19 protein-coding genes are annotated in these 20678 nt (G+C 74.2%); 13 read left to right on the top strand and 6 right to left on the bottom strand.

The features are described from left to right. Nucleotides 1-7: 7 nt before the first annotated feature. Nucleotides 8-373, bottom strand: coding sequence for a winged helix-turn-helix transcriptional regulator (locus BCL65_RS06090; protein WP_106266164.1), 366 nt, complete (start codon nt 371-373; stop codon nt 8-10). An 83-nt stretch (nt 374-456) separates the two neighbouring features. Between BCL65_RS06090 and BCL65_RS06085 the strand changes: the two genes are divergently transcribed. Further along, nucleotides 457-1239, top strand: a complete 783-nt coding sequence (locus BCL65_RS06085; RefSeq protein WP_165799954.1) for an NAD(P)H-dependent oxidoreductase — start codon at nt 457-459, stop codon at nt 1237-1239. A 107-nt stretch (nt 1240-1346) separates the two neighbouring features. Further along, on the top strand, nt 1347-3077 hold the full coding sequence (locus tag BCL65_RS06080; protein ID WP_243400835.1) for an acyltransferase: 1731 nt from the start codon (nt 1347-1349) through the stop codon (nt 3075-3077). 25 nt (nt 3078-3102) lie between these two features. On the opposite strand, the gene BCL65_RS06075 is transcribed toward BCL65_RS06080, so the two are convergent. Then, complete coding sequence (locus BCL65_RS06075) at nt 3103-3825, bottom strand: ABC transporter permease (RefSeq protein WP_106266159.1); 723 nt, start codon at nt 3823-3825, stop codon at nt 3103-3105. A gap of 23 nt (nt 3826-3848) precedes the next feature. Then, a complete protein-coding gene (locus BCL65_RS06070; protein ID WP_106266157.1) occupies nt 3849-4745 on the bottom strand; it encodes an ABC transporter ATP-binding protein in 897 nt (298 codons plus the stop codon). A gap of 164 nt (nt 4746-4909) precedes the next feature. Between BCL65_RS06070 and BCL65_RS06065 the strand changes: the two genes are divergently transcribed. The 3 genes from BCL65_RS06065 to BCL65_RS06055 are packed head-to-tail and all read left to right on the top strand — an operon-like array spanning nt 4910 to nt 7442. Further along, nucleotides 4910-6124, top strand: a complete 1215-nt coding sequence (locus tag BCL65_RS06065; RefSeq protein ID WP_106266156.1) for a sensor histidine kinase — start codon at nt 4910-4912, stop codon at nt 6122-6124. Continuing rightward, nucleotides 6121-6723 (top strand): response regulator transcription factor, encoded by a 603-nt coding sequence (locus tag BCL65_RS06060; protein ID WP_106266154.1) that lies wholly within the window; start codon nt 6121-6123, stop codon nt 6721-6723. Before BCL65_RS06065 ends, BCL65_RS06060 begins: the two co-directional genes overlap by 4 nt. A 23-nt stretch (nt 6724-6746) precedes the next feature. Further along, nucleotides 6747-7442: a GOLPH3/VPS74 family protein gene (locus tag BCL65_RS06055; protein ID WP_106266476.1), complete on the top strand. Its 696-nt coding sequence runs from the start codon at nt 6747-6749 to the stop codon at nt 7440-7442. A gap of 20 nt (nt 7443-7462) precedes the next feature. Here the strand turns inward: BCL65_RS06055 and BCL65_RS06050 are convergent, their stop codons facing one another. From BCL65_RS06050 to BCL65_RS06040, 3 genes are all read right to left on the bottom strand, one after another. Beyond that, nucleotides 7463-8524: a zinc-dependent alcohol dehydrogenase family protein gene (locus BCL65_RS06050; RefSeq protein WP_106266152.1), complete on the bottom strand. Its 1062-nt coding sequence runs from the start codon at nt 8522-8524 to the stop codon at nt 7463-7465. A gap of 71 nt (nt 8525-8595) precedes the next feature. Beyond that, on the bottom strand, nt 8596-9927 hold the full coding sequence (locus BCL65_RS06045) for a bifunctional o-acetylhomoserine/o-acetylserine sulfhydrylase (protein ID WP_106266150.1): 1332 nt from the start codon (nt 9925-9927) through the stop codon (nt 8596-8598). 108 nt (nt 9928-10035) lie between these two features. Beyond that, a complete protein-coding gene (locus BCL65_RS06040) occupies nt 10036-10530 on the bottom strand; it encodes an inorganic diphosphatase (protein ID WP_106266148.1) in 495 nt (164 codons plus the stop codon). A gap of 155 nt (nt 10531-10685) precedes the next feature. Here BCL65_RS06040 and dacB point away from each other — a divergent pair, with 155 nt between their 5' ends. The 8 genes from dacB to folK all read left to right on the top strand — a co-directional run bounded on the left by dacB (nt 10686) and on the right by folK (nt 20677). Next, nucleotides 10686-12092 (top strand): D-alanyl-D-alanine carboxypeptidase/D-alanyl-D-alanine endopeptidase, encoded by a 1407-nt coding sequence (dacB, locus tag BCL65_RS06035; RefSeq protein ID WP_106266146.1) that lies wholly within the window; start codon nt 10686-10688, stop codon nt 12090-12092. A gap of 22 nt (nt 12093-12114) precedes the next feature. Continuing rightward, the gene (locus tag BCL65_RS06030) at nt 12115-13245 is read left to right on the top strand and encodes a zinc-dependent metalloprotease (protein ID WP_106266144.1); all 1131 of its coding nucleotides are present in this window, start codon (nt 12115-12117) and stop codon (nt 13243-13245) included. A 5-nt stretch (nt 13246-13250) separates the two neighbouring features. After that, the gene (gene tilS, locus BCL65_RS06025; RefSeq protein WP_106266142.1) at nt 13251-14366 is read left to right on the top strand and encodes a tRNA lysidine(34) synthetase TilS; all 1116 of its coding nucleotides are present in this window, start codon (nt 13251-13253) and stop codon (nt 14364-14366) included. A gap of 3 nt (nt 14367-14369) precedes the next feature. Next, nucleotides 14370-14921: a hypoxanthine phosphoribosyltransferase gene (gene hpt / locus BCL65_RS06020; RefSeq protein WP_106266141.1), complete on the top strand. Its 552-nt coding sequence runs from the start codon at nt 14370-14372 to the stop codon at nt 14919-14921. Nucleotides 14922-15031: 110 nt separating this feature from the next. Then, complete coding sequence (gene ftsH, locus BCL65_RS06015) at nt 15032-17137, top strand: ATP-dependent zinc metalloprotease FtsH (RefSeq protein ID WP_106266139.1); 2106 nt, start codon at nt 15032-15034, stop codon at nt 17135-17137. A gap of 17 nt (nt 17138-17154) precedes the next feature. Further along, nucleotides 17155-17763, top strand: coding sequence for a GTP cyclohydrolase I FolE (folE, locus tag BCL65_RS06010; protein WP_106266474.1), 609 nt, complete (start codon nt 17155-17157; stop codon nt 17761-17763). A gap of 5 nt (nt 17764-17768) precedes the next feature. Next, the gene (gene folP / locus BCL65_RS06005) at nt 17769-18704 is read left to right on the top strand and encodes a dihydropteroate synthase (RefSeq protein WP_106266138.1); all 936 of its coding nucleotides are present in this window, start codon (nt 17769-17771) and stop codon (nt 18702-18704) included. Then, nucleotides 18701-20677 (top strand): 2-amino-4-hydroxy-6-hydroxymethyldihydropteridine diphosphokinase, encoded by a 1977-nt coding sequence (gene folK, locus BCL65_RS06000; RefSeq protein ID WP_106266136.1) that lies wholly within the window; start codon nt 18701-18703, stop codon nt 20675-20677. The genes folP and folK overlap by 4 nt, the downstream gene beginning before the upstream one ends. Nucleotide 20678 lies beyond the last annotated feature (1 nt).

Genomic DNA, 20678 nt, shown 5'->3' with positions numbered 1-20678 from the left:
GCGGATCTCACGATGCGGGACCATATTCTGAGACGGCATCTGGTCCCGGCCGGGGGACGAACCGCTCGCTCCAGCGGCCCAGCAGCGTGGCGATCGTGGCCAGCTCGCGGCCGGCCTCCGTGAGCTCGTAGGTCACGCGCGGCGGTACCTCGGGGTACACGGTGCGCAGCACGACGCCGTCGGTCTCCAGCGCCCGGAGCTGGCGGGTGAGCGTCTTGGCCGAGACGGGACCCACGGCCCGCTGCAGCTCGCCGAAGCGCAGCGGCCCGTCGGCCAGCTTCGACACGGTGGTCAGCTTCCAGTCCCCGCCGGCGACGGCGATGCCGACCTCGACCGGGCACACCTCCAGCGCGCGTCGTACCGCGTCCCGCATGGGGTCCTCGCTTCCCCTGATGTCCCTTGGTGACACAGATGACCGTACTACCGCTGGCGGTCGGTTGTGCCTACGGTCACACCATGCAGGCACTCATCGTCTCCGCGGCTCCGTCGGCCGGCTCCCTGACCGCGGACCTCGCCGCCACCGCCGAGTCGACGCTCCGTGACCAGGGCGACGACGTCGTCCTGGTCGACCTGGCGCGGCTCGGCTGGCACCCCGCCGTCCGGCCGTCGGACTACGGCGTCGAGGAGCTGACCGCGCCGGTCGGCACCCACGCGCTCGACGCGGCGGCGTCGGGCACCCTGGACGCGGAGGTCGCGCGGCACCAGGAGCTCCTGCGCCGGGCCGACCTCCTCGTCCTGGTCTTCCCGCTCTGGTGGGCGGGGATGCCGGCCGTCCTCAAGGGATGGGTCGACCGGGTCTTCACCCAGGGTTTCGCCTACGGCCTGCGCGACGCCGCGGGCAACCCCCGCAAGTACGGTGACGGTGCGTTCGCGGGCAAGCGCGGGCTGGTCGTGACGACAGCGGGCGACCGGGCGGAGGCCTTCGGGCCGCGCGGCGTGAACGGCCACATCGAGGACCTGCTGTTCCCCGTGAACCACGGGATCCTCTGGTACACGGGCATCGAGCCCTTGGCGCCGCTCGCCCTGCTCGGCGTCGACTCCCCGGTGTGGGCGGGCGTCGAGGACGCCAGGGCGCAGGTGCGCAAGCGGTTCGAGAACCTCGGCACCGACGAGCCGCTGCCCTACCGGCGGCTGCTCGACGACTACGACGCGCAGCGGCGGCTGCTCGAGGAGCACGCGCCCGGACGGACCGACCTGGCGATCCACCGGCGCCCCGGCGGCCCGGCTGATCGACCGTGATCGTTCCCGGACCGCGGCGGCCGAGGAGCCGTCCCGGCCGCCGGGCCCGCCGTAGCATGTCCGCGTCGGCGCCGACCGGGCGTCACCCGCCCGATCCCAGGAGCACTGTGAGACCCGATGCGCAGGGCGTCGCCCCCGGCAGCGGCACACGTCCGCACGACCACGACTTCTCACCCTGGGGCTTCTGGACCGACGCCGACGACGAGCAGCGTGCCCGCCAGCTCGCCTGGCAGGACCACCTGCAGGGCCTGCACCCCACGTGGAGGCTGGCGGACGGCGTGTTCGTCTCGGAGCACGCCGCCGTGCAGAACGAGCACCTCACCCTCGGGGAGCGGACGTACGTGGCGGCCGGCGCCTATCTCACCGGGACGCTGCGCGCCGGGCGGGACTGCTCGGTCAACGCGTACACGGTGGTGCGCGGCGACGTCGTCCTCGGCGACGCGGTGCGCATCGGGGCGCACACCTCGATCCTCGGGTTCAACCACACGTTCGACGCCGGCACCGAGGTCCACCAGCAGCCGTTGACGTCGCGGGGGATCAGCGTCGGGGACGACGTGTGGATCGGGTCGCACGTCGTCCTGCTCGACGGCGTCACGGTCGGCGACGCCGCCGTCCTCGCCGCGGGTGCCGTCGTCACCAAGGACGTGCCGCCCGGCGCCGTCGTCGGGGGGAACCCGGCACGCGTGCTCAAGTGGCGGGTGCCGCCGTCCGGCGCTCCCCGTGCCGCCGCCTCGGGCGACGGCCTGGCGGAGGCCCTCCGCGCGTTCGCCGACCGCGCTCGCGACCAGGCGCCGGACGTCCTCGCCAGCCACTGGGACCCGCGGGCACGGCTGTTCCTCGACCGGCCGGGCGGCCGGGCGACGGTCCGCGCCCAGTGCGACGCGATCGAGGTCGCGGACCTCCTCCTCGGTGCAGCACCCGGGCAGCTGCCCGCAGCCGAGCAGGTCGACCGGCTGCGCTCGTGGCAGGACCCGCGGACCGGGCTCGTGGGTGAGCTGTCGTCCGACGGCCGGCGTGCCCCGGCCGACGAGCCGTGGCCGCACCCGGACGAGAGCTACCACGTGCTGTGCGTCGGGTACGCGCTCGACCTGCTCGGCAGCAGGTTCGCGGTGCCGATCCGGTTCGCCCGGCGCAGCGCTCCCGAGCTCGTCGCCGCCCTGGACGCGCTGCCCTGGCGTCGCGACGCGTGGGGCGCCGGGCACCAGGTCGACGCGCTCGGGACGGCTCTGCTGTGGAACGCCCGCCGGGACGACGCGGAGGGCGACACGGAGGACGGCGCGGACCACGGCCCGGTGTCCGGGGCGCTCGAGACGCTCATGGGGTGGTTGCTGACGAGGGCCGACCCCGCGACGGGCCTCTGGGGGCGGCCCACTCCGGACGGGGGTCTGCTCCAACCCGTCAACGGGTACTACCGGACGACCCGCGGCACCTTCGCGCAGCACGGTCTGCCTGTCCCGTACCCGGACCGCGTCGTCGACACCGTCCTGGCGCACGTCCGCGACGACCGCTGGTTCCGCCCGGAGAGCTACACCGCGTGCAACGTCCTCGACGTCGCCCACCCCCTCTGGTCGGCTCGATCCACCGGCCACCGCACCGACGAGGTCCGGGCCACGGCCCGCCGGCTCCTGGCGGCGGTGCTCCCCGGCTGGCAGGACGGCGTCGGCCTCGCCTTCCGCGTCCCGCACCCGGCGACCCGCGGGGCCGACGGCACCCTGCCGAGCCTGCAGGGAACCGAGATGTGGCTCGCCACCGTCTGGCTGCTCGCGGACCTCCTCGACCTCTCCGAGGAGCTCGGCTACCGGCCTCGCGGCGTGCACCGGCCCGAGCCGGCCGCCTGAGAGGCGGCCGGCCCGGGCGGGAGCGTCAGCGGCGCGGCTCCCACCGGAACATCTTCGCCGCGACGGCGACAGCGACCAGGACCCATGCCAGCGTCGGGGCGAGCAGGGGGAGCGAGCCGGTCAGCGCGGCGCCGCCGTCCCAGGCGGCGACGATCAGCTCGGTGGCCGCACCCCCGGGCAGGAGCCGCTTGAGCAGGGCCATGCTCTCGGTGCCGGTGATGCCGACCCAGCTGGCGACGGCGATCACGCCGATGCTCAGGGGCAGGGCGGTCACCTGGGCGTGCTCGGGGGAGTTCGTCACGCCCGCGGTCGCGATCCCCAGGGCGAGCATCATGGCGAAAGCCGCGAGGGTCGCCGCGACGAGGAGCACGGCGTCGACAGGTCCACCGCCGCTGGCGGCGGCGAAGACCCCGAGGATCAGGGCGATCTGCACCAGAGCGATGGCACCGACCGGCAGGACGAGCCCGGTCAGGATGGTGGCGTCGCTCGCCGCCGTCGACCGGAGCCGCTTGAGGAAGAGGCCCTGGCGCCGGGCGGCCAGCGTGGTGACCGTCGTCGCATAGAGGTTGAACGCGGCGATCGTGAACACGAGCACGGCGGCGACGTACCCGATGCTGCCGATCCGCGTGAAGACGTCGCGGTAGCTGATGAAGAAGACGGCGACCGCGACGGGCATGAGGAGGCTGGTGACGAGCACCGACCGGTTGCGGAAGAGCTGGACCAGCTCGGCCTGGGCGAGAGGAAGCACGATGATCTCCTGTTCGAGGTAGGTCAGGAAGCGGTGGAGTCGGCGCCGATGGCGCGGAAGACGTCGTCCAGGCGGGTCGGTGCCGCGGAGAGGCCCTCCAGCTCGACGCCGTGGGTGTCTGCCCAGTCGAGGAGCTGCTTGAGGTCTCGCTGGAGCTCGAAGGTCTCGATCGCGTAGGACGCATCGGCCTGCGGGACGGAGCTCGTCGGCGGCGCGGGGGCGTGCCGCGGCAGCGAGAACTGGATCGAGGCCGGGAGCGACCGGGTCAGCTCGGCCACCGTCCCCTGGTGGCGGAACGTGCCGCGGTGCATCAGGCCGATGCGGTCGGCACGCTGCTGCGCCTCCTCCAGGTAGTGGGTCGTCAGCACGACCGTCGTGCCCTCGTCGCGCAGCCGCTGCACCGTGGCCCACAGGGAGTCCCGGGACGCGATGTCCAGGCCGGTGGTGGGCTCGTCGAGGAACAGGAGCTCCGGGTTGCCGTACACCGCGGTCGCGAAGTCGAGCCGACGCCGCTCCCCGCCGGAGAGCTGACCGGTGCGGGTGTCCGCCTTGTGCCCGAGGTCGACGAGGCCCAGGACGCGCTCCACGGAGTCCTCGCGTCCGCTCAGGCGGCCGATCAGCCGCGCGGACTCCGCGACGGTGAGGTCGGCCGAGAAGCCGCTCTCCTGCAGCATGATCCCGACCCGTGGGCGCACCACCGAGCGGTCGGCCGGGTCCGACCCGAGCACGCGCACCGTGCCCGAGGTGGCCTGGCGGTGCCCCTCGACGACCTCGAGGGTCGACGTCTTGCCGGCACCGTTGGTCCCCAGGAGCGCGTAGAGCTCACCGCGCTCGATGTGGAACGACAGGTCCTTGACGGCGTGGAAGTCGCCGTACGCGACGTCGAGTCCCTCGACGTCGATCACAGTGTTGGTTGACATGGCCCCATCAGACCGCCGACGGCGGCGGGATCCCAGTGTCCCGGCGTCACCCGCCGGCATGACGGACCGCATCGCCCCGGTGTGACGCAGCGTCACTAGCAGGAGGTTCGTCCGTGGACGGATACTGGTGGGCACGATCCCTCGAGCCCTGTGAGCCGCCCACCATGGATGACCGCACCTCCGCCCCGCAGCGCGCGGCCGCGGGGCTCTGGAAGCCGTCGACGGCGTCACGGTCCTCACGTCGGCGGTTCCGCCGGGTCAACCTCACGGCGCTGCTGCCGGTGATCGCCGCCGTGGGGGTCCTGCTGGTGGCGAGGCAGGCGCAGACCTGGGACCAGGCGCTGGTGCTGTCGGCGGGCCTGCTGGCCGCCCTGGTCGCGTTCGAGCGGTGGTCCGCCGGCGACCTCGCGCGAGTGGCGGCGCCCTGCCTGCTCGTCTCGGCGGCGGTGTGGCCGTACGGCGCCCTGGTGGTCGACGGCGACACGCAGGCCGCCTACTACGCGCTGGCCGTCGTGGCGTGCCTGGTGGTCCCGGAGCTTCCGCGCCACCGGGCCGTGGCAGCCGTCGGGGTCGGGCTGTACGTCGCGGCGGTCGGCACCTGGGGGCTGGTCGCTGCCGGGCCCTTCTCGGCGGGTGCGCTGATCTCCTTCGTGATCCTGCCCACCGGTTTCACCGTCGTCTCGATCTGCCTGCGGCTTCCCAACAAGGGGTTCTACGACGTGATGACGGAGCTGGAGGAGGCACGGGAACGGGAGGCGGAGCTCGCCGTCGTGCGTGAGCGGGTCCGGTTCGCGAGCGACCTGCACGACATCCAGGGCCACACGCTGCACGTGGTGAAGCTGAAGATCGCGCTGGCGCAGAAGCTCTTGCGCGCGGACACGGCGCGCGCGGAGCAGGAGCTGCGCGAGACGTACGACCTGGTCGGCGACACGATCGCGCAGGCCAAGGAGCTTGCCTACGGGCGCCGTCGGCCGAACCTGTCGGCCGAGCTGGAGAACGCCAGGAACCTGCTCGAGGCCGCGGGCATCCACGTCCGTGTCGACCACCCGCCGAGCGTCCGGGCGCAGCCCGGCGACCTGCTGGCGCAGGTGCTGCGGGAGACGACCACCAACGTCCTGCGCCACTCACGCGCCACGCTGGTGCACGTGGCGGTCACGGACCACGGCATCACGATCGTCAACGACGGGGTCGACGGGCACCCGCCGCCGACGCTGCGCGGGCTGGCGCTGCTCGCGAGCCGGGTGGCGGACAACGGCGGCACGCTGACCGCGGAGCTCGCGGACGACCGGTTCCGGACGGCGGCCACCTTCCCGGCCGGCGCCGCCGGAGCCGCCGGCGCCGCCGGGGCCGACCTGCAGCCCGAGGAGGACGCACGATGACCACGGTGGTGCTGGCCGACGACGAGGCCCTGATCCGCAGGGCGCTCGCCGCGCTCCTCCCGCTCGAGGGTGACGTCACCGTCCTGGCGGAGGCGGCCGACGGCGCGGAGGCGGTCGAGGCCACGATCGCGCACCGGCCCGACGTGCTGGTCGTCGACCTCGAGATGCCGGGGGTCGACGGCCTGGAGGCCGTGGCCGAGATCCGCCGTGTCCTGCCGGGGCAGGTGGTCCTCATGCTGACCCGCCACGCCCGGCCGGGGGTGCTGCGCCAGGCCCTGCGGCTCGGGGTGCAGGGCTTCGTGAGCAAGTCGGCCGAGCCGGCGCACATCGCCCGGGTCGTCGCGGCGCTGCACGAGGGAGGGCGGTGGATCGACCAGGACGTCTCCGCCGCGGCCCTCATCGACGACGTCCCGCTGACGGACCGGGAGCTCGACGTGCTCCGGGTGACGCGCGACGGCTACTCGGTCGCCGAGATCGCCGCCCGGCTGTACCTGGCACCAGGAACGGTGCGCAACTATCTGTCCAGCGCCATGCAGAAGACGCAGACCCGCACGCGGCACGAGGCCGCCCGCTATGCCCGTGAGCACGACTGGCTGTGACGCGCACCGACGAGAGGAACGACATGTCCGAGCGCCCCGGTCCACCGGCCGCCCCCACGCTGGCGGAGGACCTGCTGCTGCTGCTCTTCCAGCCACGGTCCGGCACGATCGCCGGGGAGAACACCCTGTACTACGTCCTGGCCGGCGGCGTGCTCGCGGACCTCGCGCTCGGCGAGCACGTGCGCACCACGCGCTCGCCCGGTGGGAACGTCCGCGTGGGCGCCGTCGAGGACCGGGCGCCGTCGGACCCCGTCCTGCGGTCGGCCTGGGACTACGTGGCCGGCAAGCCCCGCGGGGTCCAGACCGTGCTCGCCGCCATCGGCCCCGGGCTGCGGGCGCCGCTGCTCGAGAACGTCGTCGCGCGCGGCGACATCCGCCAGGAGTCCCGCACGGTGCTCGGCCTCTTCCGGTCGACCGCGCTCGTGGACGGCGGGACGCCCCGCCGGGCGGAGCTCGTCGAGAGCGTCCGTGCGGTGCTCGTCGACGGCGCGGAACCGACGCCACGGGTGGCGGCGCTCGGGGGCCTGCTGGCGGGCAGCGGCACGCTTCCCCAGCTCCACCGGGAGATCCCGTGGACGACGCCGGTCATCAAGCGTGCGCACGAGCTCGAGCGCGGCACCTGGGGCGCCCAGGCCGCCGGCGCGGCGGTGGCGCGCACGGTCACCGCCACGATCGTCAACAGCACGACCTACGCCCTGACCCTCGTCCCGCGGGGCTGAGCCCGCCCTGCACCCGGGTCTCAGGGGCGCAGCAGCACCTTGGTCGCCCGGCGCTCGTCCATCGCGGCGTAGGCCTGCGCGACGTCGGCCAGGGGCATCTCGGCGTCGAACACCTTCCCCGGCCGGATCGCACCCGACAGCACGTCGGGAAGCAGCTCCGCCATGTGGGCACGGGCGGGCGCCATCCCGCCGCCCACGGTGATGTTGCGGCGGAAGAGCTGCCCGATCGGCACCTGCGAGCCGCCGTGCGGCACGCCGACGAACCCGACACGGCCGCCGCCACGGACCGACCCGAGCGCCTGCGCCATGGACTCCTCGGTGCCGACGCACTCGAGCGCGGCGTCGGCCAGGTCGCCGCCGAGCAGCTCGCGCAGCGCGGCGACGCCCTCCTCGCCGCGTTCGGCGACGACGTCGGTGGCGCCCAGCTCGCGCGCCAGGGCGGCCCGGTCCGGGTGCCGCGAGAACGCCACGACGCGTTCCGCCCCGAGGCGGCGCGCGGCGATGACGCCGCACAGCCCGACGGCGCCGTCGCCCACCACGGCCACGGTGTCGCCCGGACCGACCCCGGCCGACACGGCGGCGTGGTGTCCGGTGGACATCACGTCCGACAGCGTCAGCAGGTGCGGCACCAGGCCGGCGGCCTCCAGGTCCGCCAGGGGGCGGCCCACCGGGAACAGCGAGTGCTGCGCCAGCGGGATGCGGACCCGCTCGCTCTGGGCGCCGTCGACGGGGTGCCCCTCGCGGTCGGTCGAGCCGAAGCCGGTCACCCGGTCGCACGCCGAGGGGTACCCGGCCCGGCAGGACTGGCACCGACCGCAGCTCAGCGAGAACGGCACGACAACGACGTCGCCGGGCTCGGCCGAGGTCACCTCGGCGCCCACCTCCTCGACCACGCCGATCAGCTCGTGACCGATGGGGTGCGGTTCCTTGGTGGGGGTCACGCCGCGGTAGGGCCACAGGTCGGAGCCGCACACGCACGCGGCCACCACCCGCAGGACGGCGTCGTGCGGCGTCAGCAGCACCGGGTCGGGGCGCTCCTCGGCGCGGACGTCACGGGCGGCATGGATCATCGTGGCGAGCATGCGACCACCGTACGGCGCGCGCGGCGCGCGCGACGCCGTCGGACATCGTGAGACGGCGTCGCGCGACGACGTCAGCGTCCGAGCGCCGCCTTCGCGGCGGTGAAGCCCAGCTCGAGGTCGGCGAGGATGTCGTCGACGTCCTCGATGCCGACGGCGAGGCGCACCAGGCCCGGTGTGACGCCGGACTTGGCCTGCTCGGCCGGGGTGAGCTGGCTGTGGGTCGTGGACGCCGGGTGGATCACCAGGGAGCGGACGTCACCGATGTTCGCCACGTTCGAGTGCAGCTCGAGCGCCGAGACGAACGCCTGGCCGGCCTCCGCCCCGCCGTCGAGCTCGAACGCCACCACCGCGCCGGCACCCCGCGGGGCGTAGCGCTGCTGGGTGGCGTGCCACGGGCTGGACGCCAGGCCCGCGTAGTGGACGGTGCGGACGTCGTCGCGCGCCTCGAGCCACTCGGCGACCCGCTGGGCGTTGGCCACGTGCCGCTCGACGCGCAGGGAGAGCGTCTCGATGCCCTGGGAGATCTGGAACGCGTTGAAGGGGGAGACCGCTGCGCCGAGGTCGCGCAGGAGCTGCACGCGCGCCTTGAGGACGTACGCCAGGTTGGCGCCGAGGATCCCGTCGACGCCCAGGTCCCGGGCGTAGACCACGCCGTTGTACGAGGGGTCGGGGGTGTTGAAGCCCGCGAACCGCTCGGGGTACCGGGCGTAGTCGAAGTTCCCCGAGTCGACGATCACGCCGGCCACGGACGTGCCGTGCCCGCCGAGGTACTTCGTGGCCGAGTGCACGACGACGTCCGCGCCGTGCTCGATCGGCCGCACGAGGTACGGCGTCGCCACCGTGTTGTCGACGATGAGCGGCACCTCGGCGGCGTGCGCGGCGTCCGCCACCAGCGCGATGTCGAGGAAGTCCCCGCGCGGGTTGGGGATGGTCTCGGCGAAGAACGCCTTGGTGTTCGGCCGGACGGCGGCGCGCCAGGCGTCGGCGTCGTGCGCGTCGTCGACGAACGTGGTCTCGATGCCGAGCCGCGGCAAGGTGTGCTTGAGCAGGTTGTACGTGCCGCCGTACAGGCTCGAGGAGGCGACGACGTGGTCGCCGGCCTCGGCGACGTTGAGGATCGCGAACGTCTCGGCCGCCTGGCCGGAGGCGAGCAGCAGGGCGCCGACGCCGCCCTCGAGGTCCGCGATGCGGTTCTCCACGACCTCCTGGGTCGGGTTGTTGATCCGCGTGTAGATAGGCCCCAGCTCCGCGAGCGCGAACCGCTTGGCGGCGGTCTCGGCGTCGGGGAACACGTAGGACGTGGTCTGGAAGATCGGCAGCGCCCGGGCACCCGTCGTCGGGTCGGGCGCCTGGCCGGCGTGGATCTGGCGGGTGGTGAAGGACCAGCGGGGTGCGTCTGTCATGACGTGACCGTACGAGCGTGGTCTCGCTGAGTGGAAGGGGTGATCCACAGCGTGAGACGACGGCGGCCCCCTCGCCCGTCGAGGGGAGGGGGCCGCCGGTGCGACGCGTCAGTGGCTGTAGCCGGAGTCCTTCGCCCGCTGGAAGGAGCGCTCGATCTCCGCCTCGGCCTCCTCGCGGCCGACCCAGTGCGCACCCTCGACCGACTTGCCCGGCTCCAGGTCCTTGTAGACCTCGAAGAAGTGCTGGATCTCCAGGCGGTGGAAGTCCGAGACGTCGTCGATGTCCTGGCGCCACGCGGCGCGCTGGTCACCGAGCGGCACGCACAGGACCTTGTCGTCGCCGCCCGCCTCGTCGCGCATCCGGAACATGCCCAGCGCGCGGCACTTGATGAGGCAGCCGGGGAACGTGGGCTCCTCCAGCAGGACGAGTGCGTCGAGCGGGTCGCCGTCCTCGCCGAGGGTGCCCTCGATGAACCCGTAGTCGTCCGGGTAGCGGGTCGAGGTGAACAGCATCCGGTCGAGCCGGATCCGGCCCGACTCGTGATCGACCTCGTACTTGTTCCGCTGACCCTTCGGGATCTCGATCGTGACGTCGAACTCCACTGTTCCTCCAGTCTCGGGGCGTGCGCGCAGCCCCAGTGTGCCACGCAGACGCCGTCCGGACGCCGTGGCGCGGTGCTGCTCGCGCGCGAGAACGTGCGAGAATGCGGGGGACGGAGCCTGCTTGTGACCAGGTTCACGAGAACGGGGAGGACCGCATGGGGTGGCGGCTGAGCATCGGCGCCACCGTCACGACGGTCGTGGCCCTCTTCGGCGGCTACCTGGTGGCCGACGCGTACGACGTCGTGCCCGGCATGGTCACCCTCGAACCGGCCCCCGAGCCCCCCGCGCCGTTCCCCGACGCCCCCGGCGCGACCACCGGCCCGAGCCCCTCCGCCGTGCTCCCCGCCGTGTCGCAGGACGCCCCCGTGCCGGACGCCGCCGCCGTCGACGACCTGGTCGACGACCTGGCGGGCGACAACCGGCTCGGCAAGCGGGTCGGGGTGCTGGTCGCCGACGGCGCCACGGGGACGACGCTGGGACAGTCCGCCCCGGACCGGCTGATGATCCCGGCGTCCACCCAGAAGATCCTCACCGCCGTGGCGGCCTACGCCGGGCCCGGCGGCGACACCCGGCTCGTCACGCGGGCGATGCTGCACAGCGACGACCGGCTGGTGCTCGTCGGCGGTGGCGACATGCTGCTCGCGGCGGGCGAGGGAGATCCCGCGGCGGTCAACGGCCACGCCGGCCTGGGCGACCTCGCTGACCAGGTGGCGGCGAAGATCCGCCTGACCGGTACGGACTCCGTGACGCTCGCCGTCGACGACACCCTCTTCACCGGGCCCGCGATCGCCCCCACGGTCCGGGCCAGCGACGCGGCCGACGGCTACGTCGCCCCCGTGGCCGCGCTCGCCGTCGACGCCGCCCGGCTCACCGACGACAAGTACGCCCGCCGCGAGGAGGACCCGGCGCTCGCCGCCGCCCGCACGTTCGCCGACGCGCTGGCCGACCGCGGCATCGAGGTGTCCGGGGAGATCGTGCGGCAGGCGGCGCCGTCGTCGGCGGTGGAGGTCGGCCGGGTGGAGTCCGCACCGCTCGGCGACCTCGTCGGCTACCTGCTCGAGGAGTCCGACAACACCCTCACGGAAGTGGTGGGACGGCTCGTCGCGATCGACGCCGGCCTGCCCGGCTCGGCGGACGCGGCCGTCAGCGAGGTGCTCGCCACCGTCGAGGACCAGGGCGTGGACCTGTCGGGCGCCGTGCTCACCGACCTGTCCGGGCTCGGCACGGGCTCGCGCATGAGCGCGCAGCAGCTCGTCGACAGCCTCCTCGTGGCCGCGGCGCAGCCCGAGCTGCGCGCAGCCGTGACCGGCCTGCCCGTGGCCGGCCTCGAGGGCACGCTCGCCGACCGGTTCGGTGGTGACAACCCCGGCCGCGGCTACACGGAGGCGAAGACGGGGAGCCTGCCCGACGTCCGGGCGCTCGCCGGCACCGTGGTCACGGACGACGACCGGCTGCTCGTCTTCGCGCTGATCGCCGACCGCATCCCCGAGGGCGGCTCGGTGGGCGCCAACCTGCTCTTCGACGACTTCGTGGGAGACCTCGCGGCCTGCGGCTGCTCGTAGCCGCCGCGGTTACCGTGGACCCGTGACCGCACCGAGCACCGCCCTCGTCGACTGGTCGACGGCCGCACAGATCGCCCGTCGCGTCGCGCGGCCGGGACCCGTCGCCACGCGCGGCGAGCTCGACGACCTGGTCGGGTCGCTGCGCACGGCCGCCCACGACGCCGTCCCGCACGTCCTGCGGGTGACGCGGATGCGTCCCGCGACGGGGGCCGACGTCGAGCGGGACCACCACCCGGACGGCCGGCTGCGCCGCGTCCGCGTGCCGCGACCCGACCTCGGCGACGTCCGCGTCGTCGACCGCGCCACCTGGGCGCTGGCCAACACCCGCTCGATGGCGGCGATGACCGCGCCGGCGCTCGCCGTCCTCGGCAAGGACGCGTCGTCGGCAGGGTCCGGGGCCGCCCGGCTGGCCGGAGCGGCCGAGGTCGGCGGGCTCCTCGCGCTCCTCTCGTCGAAGGTGCTCGGCCAGTTCGACCCCTACGGCGAGGGTCGGCCCGCGCTGCTGCTGGTGGCGCCCAACGTGCTCGCCGCGGAGCAGGCGCTGCGCCTGGACCGCCGCGACTTCCATCTCTGGGTCTGCCTGCACGAGCAGACCCACGCCCTGCAGTTCGCCGCCGCGCCCTGGCTCGCGGACCACCTCGCCGGCCGGCTCGGCACCCTCCTGCAGGACGTCACCACCACCTCGATGGGCCTGGCCCACGCTCCCTGGCGGGACAAGGCCGCCCTGGTCGGGCGCACCGTGCTCGACGCCGTCCGCGGCGAGCTCACCACACCGCTCGACCAGGTCCTGGGTGCCGAGCAGAAGCGCGTGCTCGCCGAGATCACCGCCGTCATGGCGCTCCTGGAGGGGCACGCCGACGTGATGATGGACGCCGTCGGCCGGCGCGTGGTGCCGAGCGTCCGCACCATCCGGTCCCGGTTCGAGAAGCGGCGCGACGGCGAGGGCGCACCCCGGTTCGACGCGGTGCTGCGGCGGGTCCTCGGCATGGACGCCAAGCTGGCGCAGTACCGCGACGGCGCCCGGTTCGTGCGCGCCGTGGAGGAGCGCGCCGGCCGTGACGCGCTGAACGCCGTGTGGGCCGCCCCCGAGCATCTGCCGTCCGCGCGGGAGATCCACGACGCGCGGGCCTGGGTGCGCCGCGTCCACGGCTGAGACGCGTGGCCCGCGTCGACCCCGCCCTCGCCGCCGCCCGCGCCGCGGTGCGCGCCGAGCTCGCCGACCTCCCGCCCGACGCCCTGGTGCTCGTGGCCTGCTCGGGCGGCCCGGACTCGTCGGCGCTCGCGGCCACGCTCGCCACGGAGTCGCGACGGGTCGGCCGCTCGGTGCGCTCCCCGGGGCACGCGGTGCGGGCGGGCGCCGTCGTCGTCGACCACGCCCTGCAGCCCGGCTCCGACGGCGTGGCCCGGCGGGCCGCGCAGCAGTGCCGCGAGCTGGGCCTCGACCCGGTGGTGGTGCGTCGCGTCGAGGTGGACCCGGTGGTCGGCGGCCCGGAGTCCGCGGCGCGCGACGCCCGCTACGCGGCGTTCGACGACGTGGTCGCCGCCACGGGCGCGGCCGCGGTCCTGCTGGGCCACACGCTGGACGACCAGGCGGAGCAGGTGCTGCTCGGCCTCGCCCGGGGGAGCGGGACACGCTCGCTGGCGGGGATGCCGCGACGTCGCGGTCCCTACCGCCGGCCGTTCCTCGGGCTGCGGCGCGCCCAGACGGAGCAGGTGTGCGCCGTCGTCGGCCTCGAGCCGTGGCAGGACCCGACGAACGACGTGTCCGCGGCCGGGGCACCGCTTCGCTCGCGCGTGCGCGGACGGCTGCTGCCGGCGCTCGAGGAGGTGCTCGGCCCCGGCGCGGTGGCAGCGCTCGGGCGCAGCGCGGACCAGCTCCGCGACGACGCGGACCTGCTCGACGCGCTCGCCGCGGACCTGCTGGCCACGGCGCGCGTCCCGCCCGGTCCTCCCGGCGGTCCTCCCGCCGGGACCGGGGGGACGGGCCCGACGGACGCCGGCGACGCCGTCGTGCTCGACGTCACACCGCTCGCCGAGGCACCCGCCGCGCTGCGCCGTCGGGCGCTGCGTGCCGCGGCCCTGGCCGCAGGCTGTCCTGCGGGGACGACGACGTCGCGGCACGTCACGGCGCTCGACGCCCTGGTGGTGCGGTGGCGCGGTCAGGGCGAGGTGCACCTGCCCGGTGGCGCACGGGCCACGCGCGCGTGTGGCAGGCTGGTCCTGCGCTCGGGCACGGTTCCCGGCGCGGAACCCATCCCGCACCATGAGGAGTAGCCCGTGGACCAGTCGGACGTCGCCGGCGACCTCGCCGACATCCTGCTCACCGAGGAACAGCTGGGCAGCCGGCTGGACGAGATGGCCGCCCAGATCGACGCGGACTACGCGGGCAAGGACCTGCTGCTGGTCGGGGTGCTCAAGGGTGCGGTCATGGTCATGGCCGACCTCTCGCGCCGCCTCCACCACCCGGTCTCGATGGACTGGATGGCCGTGTCCTCCTACGGCTCCGGGACCAAGTCGTCCGGGGTGGTGCGGATCCTCAAGGACCTCGACACCGACCTGTCGGGGCGCAACGTCCTGATCGCCGAGGACATCATCGACTCGGGTCTCACCCTGTCCTGGCTGGTGCAGAACCTGCGCTCCCGCGGCCCGGAGTCGGTCGAGATCGCGACGATGCTCCGCAAGCCGGACGCCGCGAAGGTGGAGGTCGACGTGAAGTACGTCGGCTTCGACATCCCCAACGAGTTCGTGGTCGGCTACGGCCTCGACTACGCCGAGAAGTACCGCAACCTGCCGTTCATCGGGACGCTCGCACCGCACGTCTACGCCTGACGTGCGCTGAGCCCTGCGCGAACACACCGGGAACTCTCAGGACGGCCGTGTAGTTTCGCCTATCGAACCACCGCCCGGACGAAGGGAAGCGGGGCAGCGCCCCGTCACGGATGAACCTCAAGAAGATCTTCAGCGGACCGATCATCTGGATCGTGCTCGGCCTGGTGCTCGTCGCGCTCGCGTTCTCGGCCTTCACGGGCGAGCGCGTGAGCCGCGTCGAGACGTCGCAGGGCCTCGAGCTGCTCCAGGGTGACACGGTGGAGCACGCCCTCATCGTCGACGGTGAGCAACGGGTCGAGCTCGACCTCTCGGAGCCCTACGTCGTCGACGAGGACACCGACGACGAGGTGGACCACGGCGAGAAGGTCGACTTCTTCTGGGTGGCTCCTCAGGGCGAGGACGTCGTCGCGGCCGTCGAGGGCGCGGACCTGCCCGACGGGTACGACACCGACGTGCCGCAGGCCTCCTTCTGGGGATCGATGCTGTCGTTCCTCGTCCCGTTCCTCATCATCCTCGCGATCTTCTGGTTCGTGATGTCCCGCATGCAGGGCGGCGGCAACCGGGTCATGGGCTTCGGCAAGTCCAAGGCGAAGCTCATCAGCAAGGACATGCCCCAGGTGACGTTCGACGACGTCGCCGGCGTGGACGAGGCCGTCGAGGAGCTGCACGAGATCAAGGAGTTCCTCGCCGAGCCGGACAAGTTCCAGGCCGTGGGGGCGAAGATCCCGAAGGGCGTCCTGCTGTACGGCCCGCCCGGCACCGGCAAGACCCTGCTCGCGCGCGCCGTCGCGGGCGAGGCCGGGGTGCCGTTCTACACGATCTCCGGTTCCGACTTCGTCGAGATGTTCGTCGGCGTGGGTGCCTCGCGCGTCCGCGACCTGTTCGAGCAGGCCAAGAACAACGCCCCCGCGATCATCTTCGTCGACGAGATCGACGCCGTCGGCCGCCACCGCGGCGCGGGCATGGGCGGCGGGCACGACGAGCGCGAGCAGACGCTCAACCAGATGCTCGTGGAGATGGACGGGTTCGACGTCAAGACGAACGTCATCCTCATCGCCGCGACCAACCGCCCGGACATCCTGGACCCGGCCCTGCTGCGCCCCGGCCGTTTCGACCGCCAGGTCGCCGTGGAGGCGCCGGACCTCAAGGGGCGCGAGCGGATCCTGCGGGTGCACGCCCAGGGCAAGCCCATGGTCGACGAGATCGACCTGGCCGCCGTCGCGCGCCGCACGCCCGGGTTCACCGGCGCCGACCTGGCGAACGTGCTCAACGAGGCCGCGCTGCTCACCGCGCGATCCGGTGCCCAGCTCATCGACGACCGCGCGCTGGACGAGGCGATCGACCGCGTCATCGCGGGCCCGCAGAAGCGCACCCGCGTCATGCAGGTCAAGGAGCAGAAGATCACCGCGTACCACGAGGGCGGGCACGCCCTGGTGGCGGCGGCCATGCGGTACACAGACCCCGTCACCAAGGTGACGATCCTGCCGCGCGGGCGTGCCCTCGGCTACACGATGGTCATGCCCACGGAGGACAAGTACTCGACCACGCGCAACGAGCTGCTCGACCAGCTCGCGTACGCCATGGGCGGTCGCGTGGCCGAGGAGATCGTGTTCCACGACCCGACCACGGGTGCGAGCAACGACATCGAGAAGGCCAGCGCCATCGCCCGCAAGATGGTGATGGAGTACGGCATGAGCGACAAGGTCGGGGCCATCAAGCTCGGCTCCGCCTCCTCCGAGCCGTTCCTCGGCAAGGACATGGGCCACCAGCGTGACTACTCCGAGGCCGTGGCGGGCACCGTCGACCACGAGGTCCGTCGCCTCGTGGAGGCTGCCCACGACGAGGCCTGGGAGGTCCTGACCCAGTACCGCGACGTCCTGGACGACCTGGTGCTGCAGCTCCTCGAGAAGGAGACGCTCAACCAGGCGGAGCTGGCCGAGATCTTCGGCCCCGTGGTCAAGCGCCCGGCCCGCGACGTGTGGCTCTCGAGCGAGCAGCGTGCCGTGCACACCCGCGGACCGGTCATGACCGACGGCGAGAAGGCCGCCTACTCGACCAACGGCACGCCGGGCGTCCCGCAGGACGAGGCCGCCGTCGTCGGGAACGTCGAGGCGGAGGCAGCAGCACGCTCCGACGTCACCGGGCGCATCTCGCGTGCTGCCGGCGAGCCGCGCGACGGCGGCCACCACGAGGAGACCTCCGAGGAGAGTCCGTGAGCGACGAGGACCTGCCGCTGACCGCGGTGTCCATCGGGGTGCGGCCTGCCGCCGACGTGCCGGCCTACGACGCCGAGCGCGCCGAGGCCGCCGTCCGTGAGCTGCTCGTCGCCGTCGGCGAGGACCCCGACCGCGAGGGCCTGGTGGACACCCCGGCCCGGGTCGCCCGCGCCTACCGGGAGATCTTCGCCGGGCTGCGCCAGGACCCCGAGGACGTCCTGACCACCACGTTCGACCTCGGTCACGAGGAGATGGTGCTGGTCAAGGACATCGAGGTGTACTCCACCTGCGAGCACCACCTGGTGCCGTTCCACGGCGTCGCCCACGTGGGCTACATCCCCAGCGCCGACGGCCGGATCACTGGGCTGTCCAAGCTCGCCCGCCTGGTCGAGGTCTACGCCCGGCGGCCCCAGGTGCAGGAGCGGCTGACCACGCAGGTCGCCGACGCCCTGGTGCGCATCCTGGAACCTCGGGGCGTCATCGTCGTCGTCGAGTGCGAGCACCTGTGCATGTCGATGCGCGGCGTGCGCAAGCCCGGGTCGCGGACCGTGACCTCGGCGGTGCGGGGCGCCATGCAGAACGCCGCGACCCGTGCCGAGGCGATGAGCCTCATCCTGGGACGGTAGTCCGCATGGCTGGACGCGACGCCGTGGTCGCCGGGCTCCCCGAGCTCACCGCGACCGGACGCTGCCTCGTCATGGGGGTCGTCAACATCACCCCCGACTCGTTCTCCGACGGCGGCGAGTGGTTCGAGCCGGACGCCGGCGTGCAGCACGGCCTGGACCTGCTCGCGGAGGGTGCGGACATCCTGGACGTCGGCGGCGAGTCGACCCGGCCCGGGGCCGCGCGCGTCAGCGAGGCCGAGGAGCTGCAGCGCGTCATCCCCGTCATCGGGCGGCTCGCCGCGGCCGGGGCGGTCGTCTCCGTCGACACGACGCGGGCGGCGGTCGCCGAGCGTGCCGTCGCCGCGGGCGCCCGGATCGTCAACGACGTGTCCGGCGGCCTCGCCGACCCGGCGATGGCGGACGCCGTCGCCTCGACGGGCGCCGCCTACGTCGCCATGCACTGGCGCGGCCACGCCGACGTCATGGACGACCTCGAGACGTACGACGACGTCGTCGTCGACGTCCGTGCAGAGCTCGGCGAGCGCCTGGCGGCCCTGCACGACGCCGGGGTGGCGCCCGAGCAGATCGTCCTCGACCCGGGCCTCGGGTTCGCGAAGGCCGGAGCCCTGAACTGGCCCCTGCTGGCACACCTCGACGCGCTGCACGCTCTCGGCCGGCCGGTGCTGGTCGGGGCGTCCCGCAAGCGGTTCCTGGGGCACCTGCTCGCGACCGACGCCGGTGAACCGGCACCCCCGCTGGCCCGCGACGACGCCACCGCGGCCATCTCCGCGCTGGCCGCACACGCCGGGGCATGGTGCATGCGCGTGCATGCCGCGCGTGCGAGCGTTGACGCCGTGCGCGTCGCAGCCGCCTGGGACGCAGCCCGCACCACCCAGGAGAAGACCTTTCCGGGGCGCGACCACGTCGCGTCGCCGGACCACGAGACGGAGGCCACCCCGTGACGTTTGCCGATGCCGTACCCGGCCCGGACGGGCAGCCCCTCGACCAGATCCGGCTGTCGGGCGTGACCGCGACGGGGCACCACGGCGTGCTCCCCGAGGAGCGTGCCGAGGGGCAGACGTTCCGCGCCGACGTCGTGCTGCACCTGGACACCCGCGCCGCGGCGAGCTCCGACGACCTGGCCGCCACGGTGAGCTATGCGGAGGTCGCCGAGGACGTGCACGACGTGCTCGCCGGCTCGCCCGCGGACCTCGTCGAGACCGTCGCCGAGCGGATCGCCGCGGTGGTGCTCGAGCGGGGCCCCGTGCAGGCCGTGGACGTCCGTGTGCACAAGCCGCAGGCGCCCATCAGCGTGCCGTTCGACGACGTCGAGATCGTGGTGCGCCGCGACCGCGAACGGATGCCGGCGGTCAGCGTGCCCGCCGCGCAGGAACCGGCCACCGCTCCCGAGCCGCCGCCGGTGCCGCCGGCCCCGGTGCCCGCGCCGTCCGGCCCGGTACCGGTCGCGGTGGCCGAGCAGTCGGCGCACGTCCCGGACACCGGCGAGACGATGATCTCCGCGATCCCGGTGGAGCTCGCGCCTGTCCCGGCGCCCGAGCCCACCCCCGCAGCCGCGTCCGCCTCCGAGCCGGACCCGACGCCGGGGCCCGAGTCCGCCCCGGAGCCCGAGCCGGCCGCAGCCGCGCCGGCCGACCCGCTGGACGCCGCGCCGTCCGGTCCGGTCGAGGCGGTCCTCGCCCTGGGCTCCAACCTCGGCGACCCCCAGGGCACGCTGCGCGCCGCGGTGACCGACATCGACCGCATCCCCGGGCTGCAGGTCATGGAGGTCTCCCCGCTGGCCCGGACCGCCGCCGTCGGCCCGGAGCAGCCGGACTTCCTCAACGCCGTGCTGATCGTGCGGACCACGTTGCCGCCGCGCGACCTGCTCGGCGCGTGCCAGGAGGTCGAGCTGATGCACGGCCGCGTCCGCGAGGAGCGGTGGGGCCCACGCACCCTGGACGTGGACCTGGTGCAGTACGACGGGCTCGTGGCGAGCGCCGAGGACCTCGAGCTGCCGCACCCGCGGGCGCGCGAGCGGGCGTTCGTGCTGGTCCCGTGGGCCGAGGTCGACCCGGACGCGGTGCTGGGCGGCCTCGGTGGCGGCCCCGTGGCGCAGCTTGCCGCGACGGCACCGGACCGGCCGGGCATCCGCTGGCTGGCGCTGGACTGGCTCACCGAGCCGGCCACGACCGGCGCGGTCGCCGCGCAGCCCCAGGCGGCGGCCGAGCCGGAGCCCGCGGAGTACGCGGAGCAGCCGGAGCAGGAGCAGCATGCTGCGCTGCCGGTCCGCGACGCACAGCCGCCCGCCGGTCCGTACACCCCGGCGCAGGGCGACCCGGCGGTGCCGCAGCCCCTGCCGCCCGCGCCCGGGCCGATGCCCCCGTCCGTTCCCGTGCCGCGTCAGGACGGCCCGCCGTCGACGGGTCCGACGGCGCAGGCCGCCTGGGTCTACGAGCCGGAGCAGGTGCCGGAGCGCCAGGAGCCGCCGGCGTTCGTCCCCGCCGCCCAGGAGCCGACCTCGTACGAGGCGCCGGAGCCGACGCCCGCCGCCGAGCAACGTCCGGAGCACGCGCCCGAGCGCCCGTCCGAGCAGTACCCGCACTACGCCCCGCAGCTCGGGTACGAACCGCAGCCCGGGTACGCACCGCAGGCGGACTATGCGCCGCAGGCGGACTATGCACCGCAGGCGGACTATGCGCCGCAGCCGGACTACGCGCCGCAGGCGGACTACCCGCCGGAGCCGCCCGTCCAGAGCACCCGGCCGCAGCCGGTCTACGCCGAGCCGCACCGCACGGTGGCCCCGCCGTCGGTGAGCCCGGCCCCCGCGAACCCGCCCGCGCCGTACTCCGGGCACGTCGAGCAGGCGACGGTCCCGGCGCCGCACCAGCACGCTCCGATCCCGCCCGCGCCGGACGCCGACCCCGGACGCCCCTGAC

Origin of the sequence: Isoptericola halotolerans (assembly GCF_003003075.1) — a bacterium.
Taxonomy (GTDB): domain Bacteria; phylum Actinomycetota; class Actinomycetes; order Actinomycetales; family Cellulomonadaceae; genus Isoptericola; species Isoptericola halotolerans_A.
The sequence above is the reverse complement of the archived record's forward strand: the minus strand, read 5'-3'. Positions and strand labels throughout refer to the sequence as shown.

Coding starts and splice junctions, on each gene's coding strand:
- BCL65_RS06090 (WP_106266164.1), bottom strand. CDS start 373: ATGCGGGACGCGGTACGACGCGCGCTGGAGGTGTGCCCGGTCGAGGTC.
- BCL65_RS06085 (WP_165799954.1), top strand. CDS start 457: ATGCAGGCACTCATCGTCTCCGCGGCTCCGTCGGCCGGCTCCCTGACC.
- BCL65_RS06070 (WP_106266157.1), bottom strand. CDS start 4,745: ATGTCAACCAACACTGTGATCGACGTCGAGGGACTCGACGTCGCGTAC.
- BCL65_RS06065 (WP_106266156.1), top strand. CDS start 4,910: ATGGATGACCGCACCTCCGCCCCGCAGCGCGCGGCCGCGGGGCTCTGG.
- BCL65_RS06060 (WP_106266154.1), top strand. CDS start 6,121: ATGACCACGGTGGTGCTGGCCGACGACGAGGCCCTGATCCGCAGGGCG.
- BCL65_RS06055 (WP_106266476.1), top strand. CDS start 6,747: ATGTCCGAGCGCCCCGGTCCACCGGCCGCCCCCACGCTGGCGGAGGAC.
- BCL65_RS06050 (WP_106266152.1), bottom strand. CDS start 8,524: ATGCTCGCCACGATGATCCATGCCGCCCGTGACGTCCGCGCCGAGGAG.
- BCL65_RS06045 (WP_106266150.1), bottom strand. CDS start 9,927: ATGACAGACGCACCCCGCTGGTCCTTCACCACCCGCCAGATCCACGCC.
- dacB (WP_106266146.1), top strand. CDS start 10,686: ATGGGGTGGCGGCTGAGCATCGGCGCCACCGTCACGACGGTCGTGGCC.
- ftsH (WP_106266139.1), top strand. CDS start 15,032: ATGAACCTCAAGAAGATCTTCAGCGGACCGATCATCTGGATCGTGCTC.
- folP (WP_106266138.1), top strand. CDS start 17,769: ATGGCTGGACGCGACGCCGTGGTCGCCGGGCTCCCCGAGCTCACCGCG.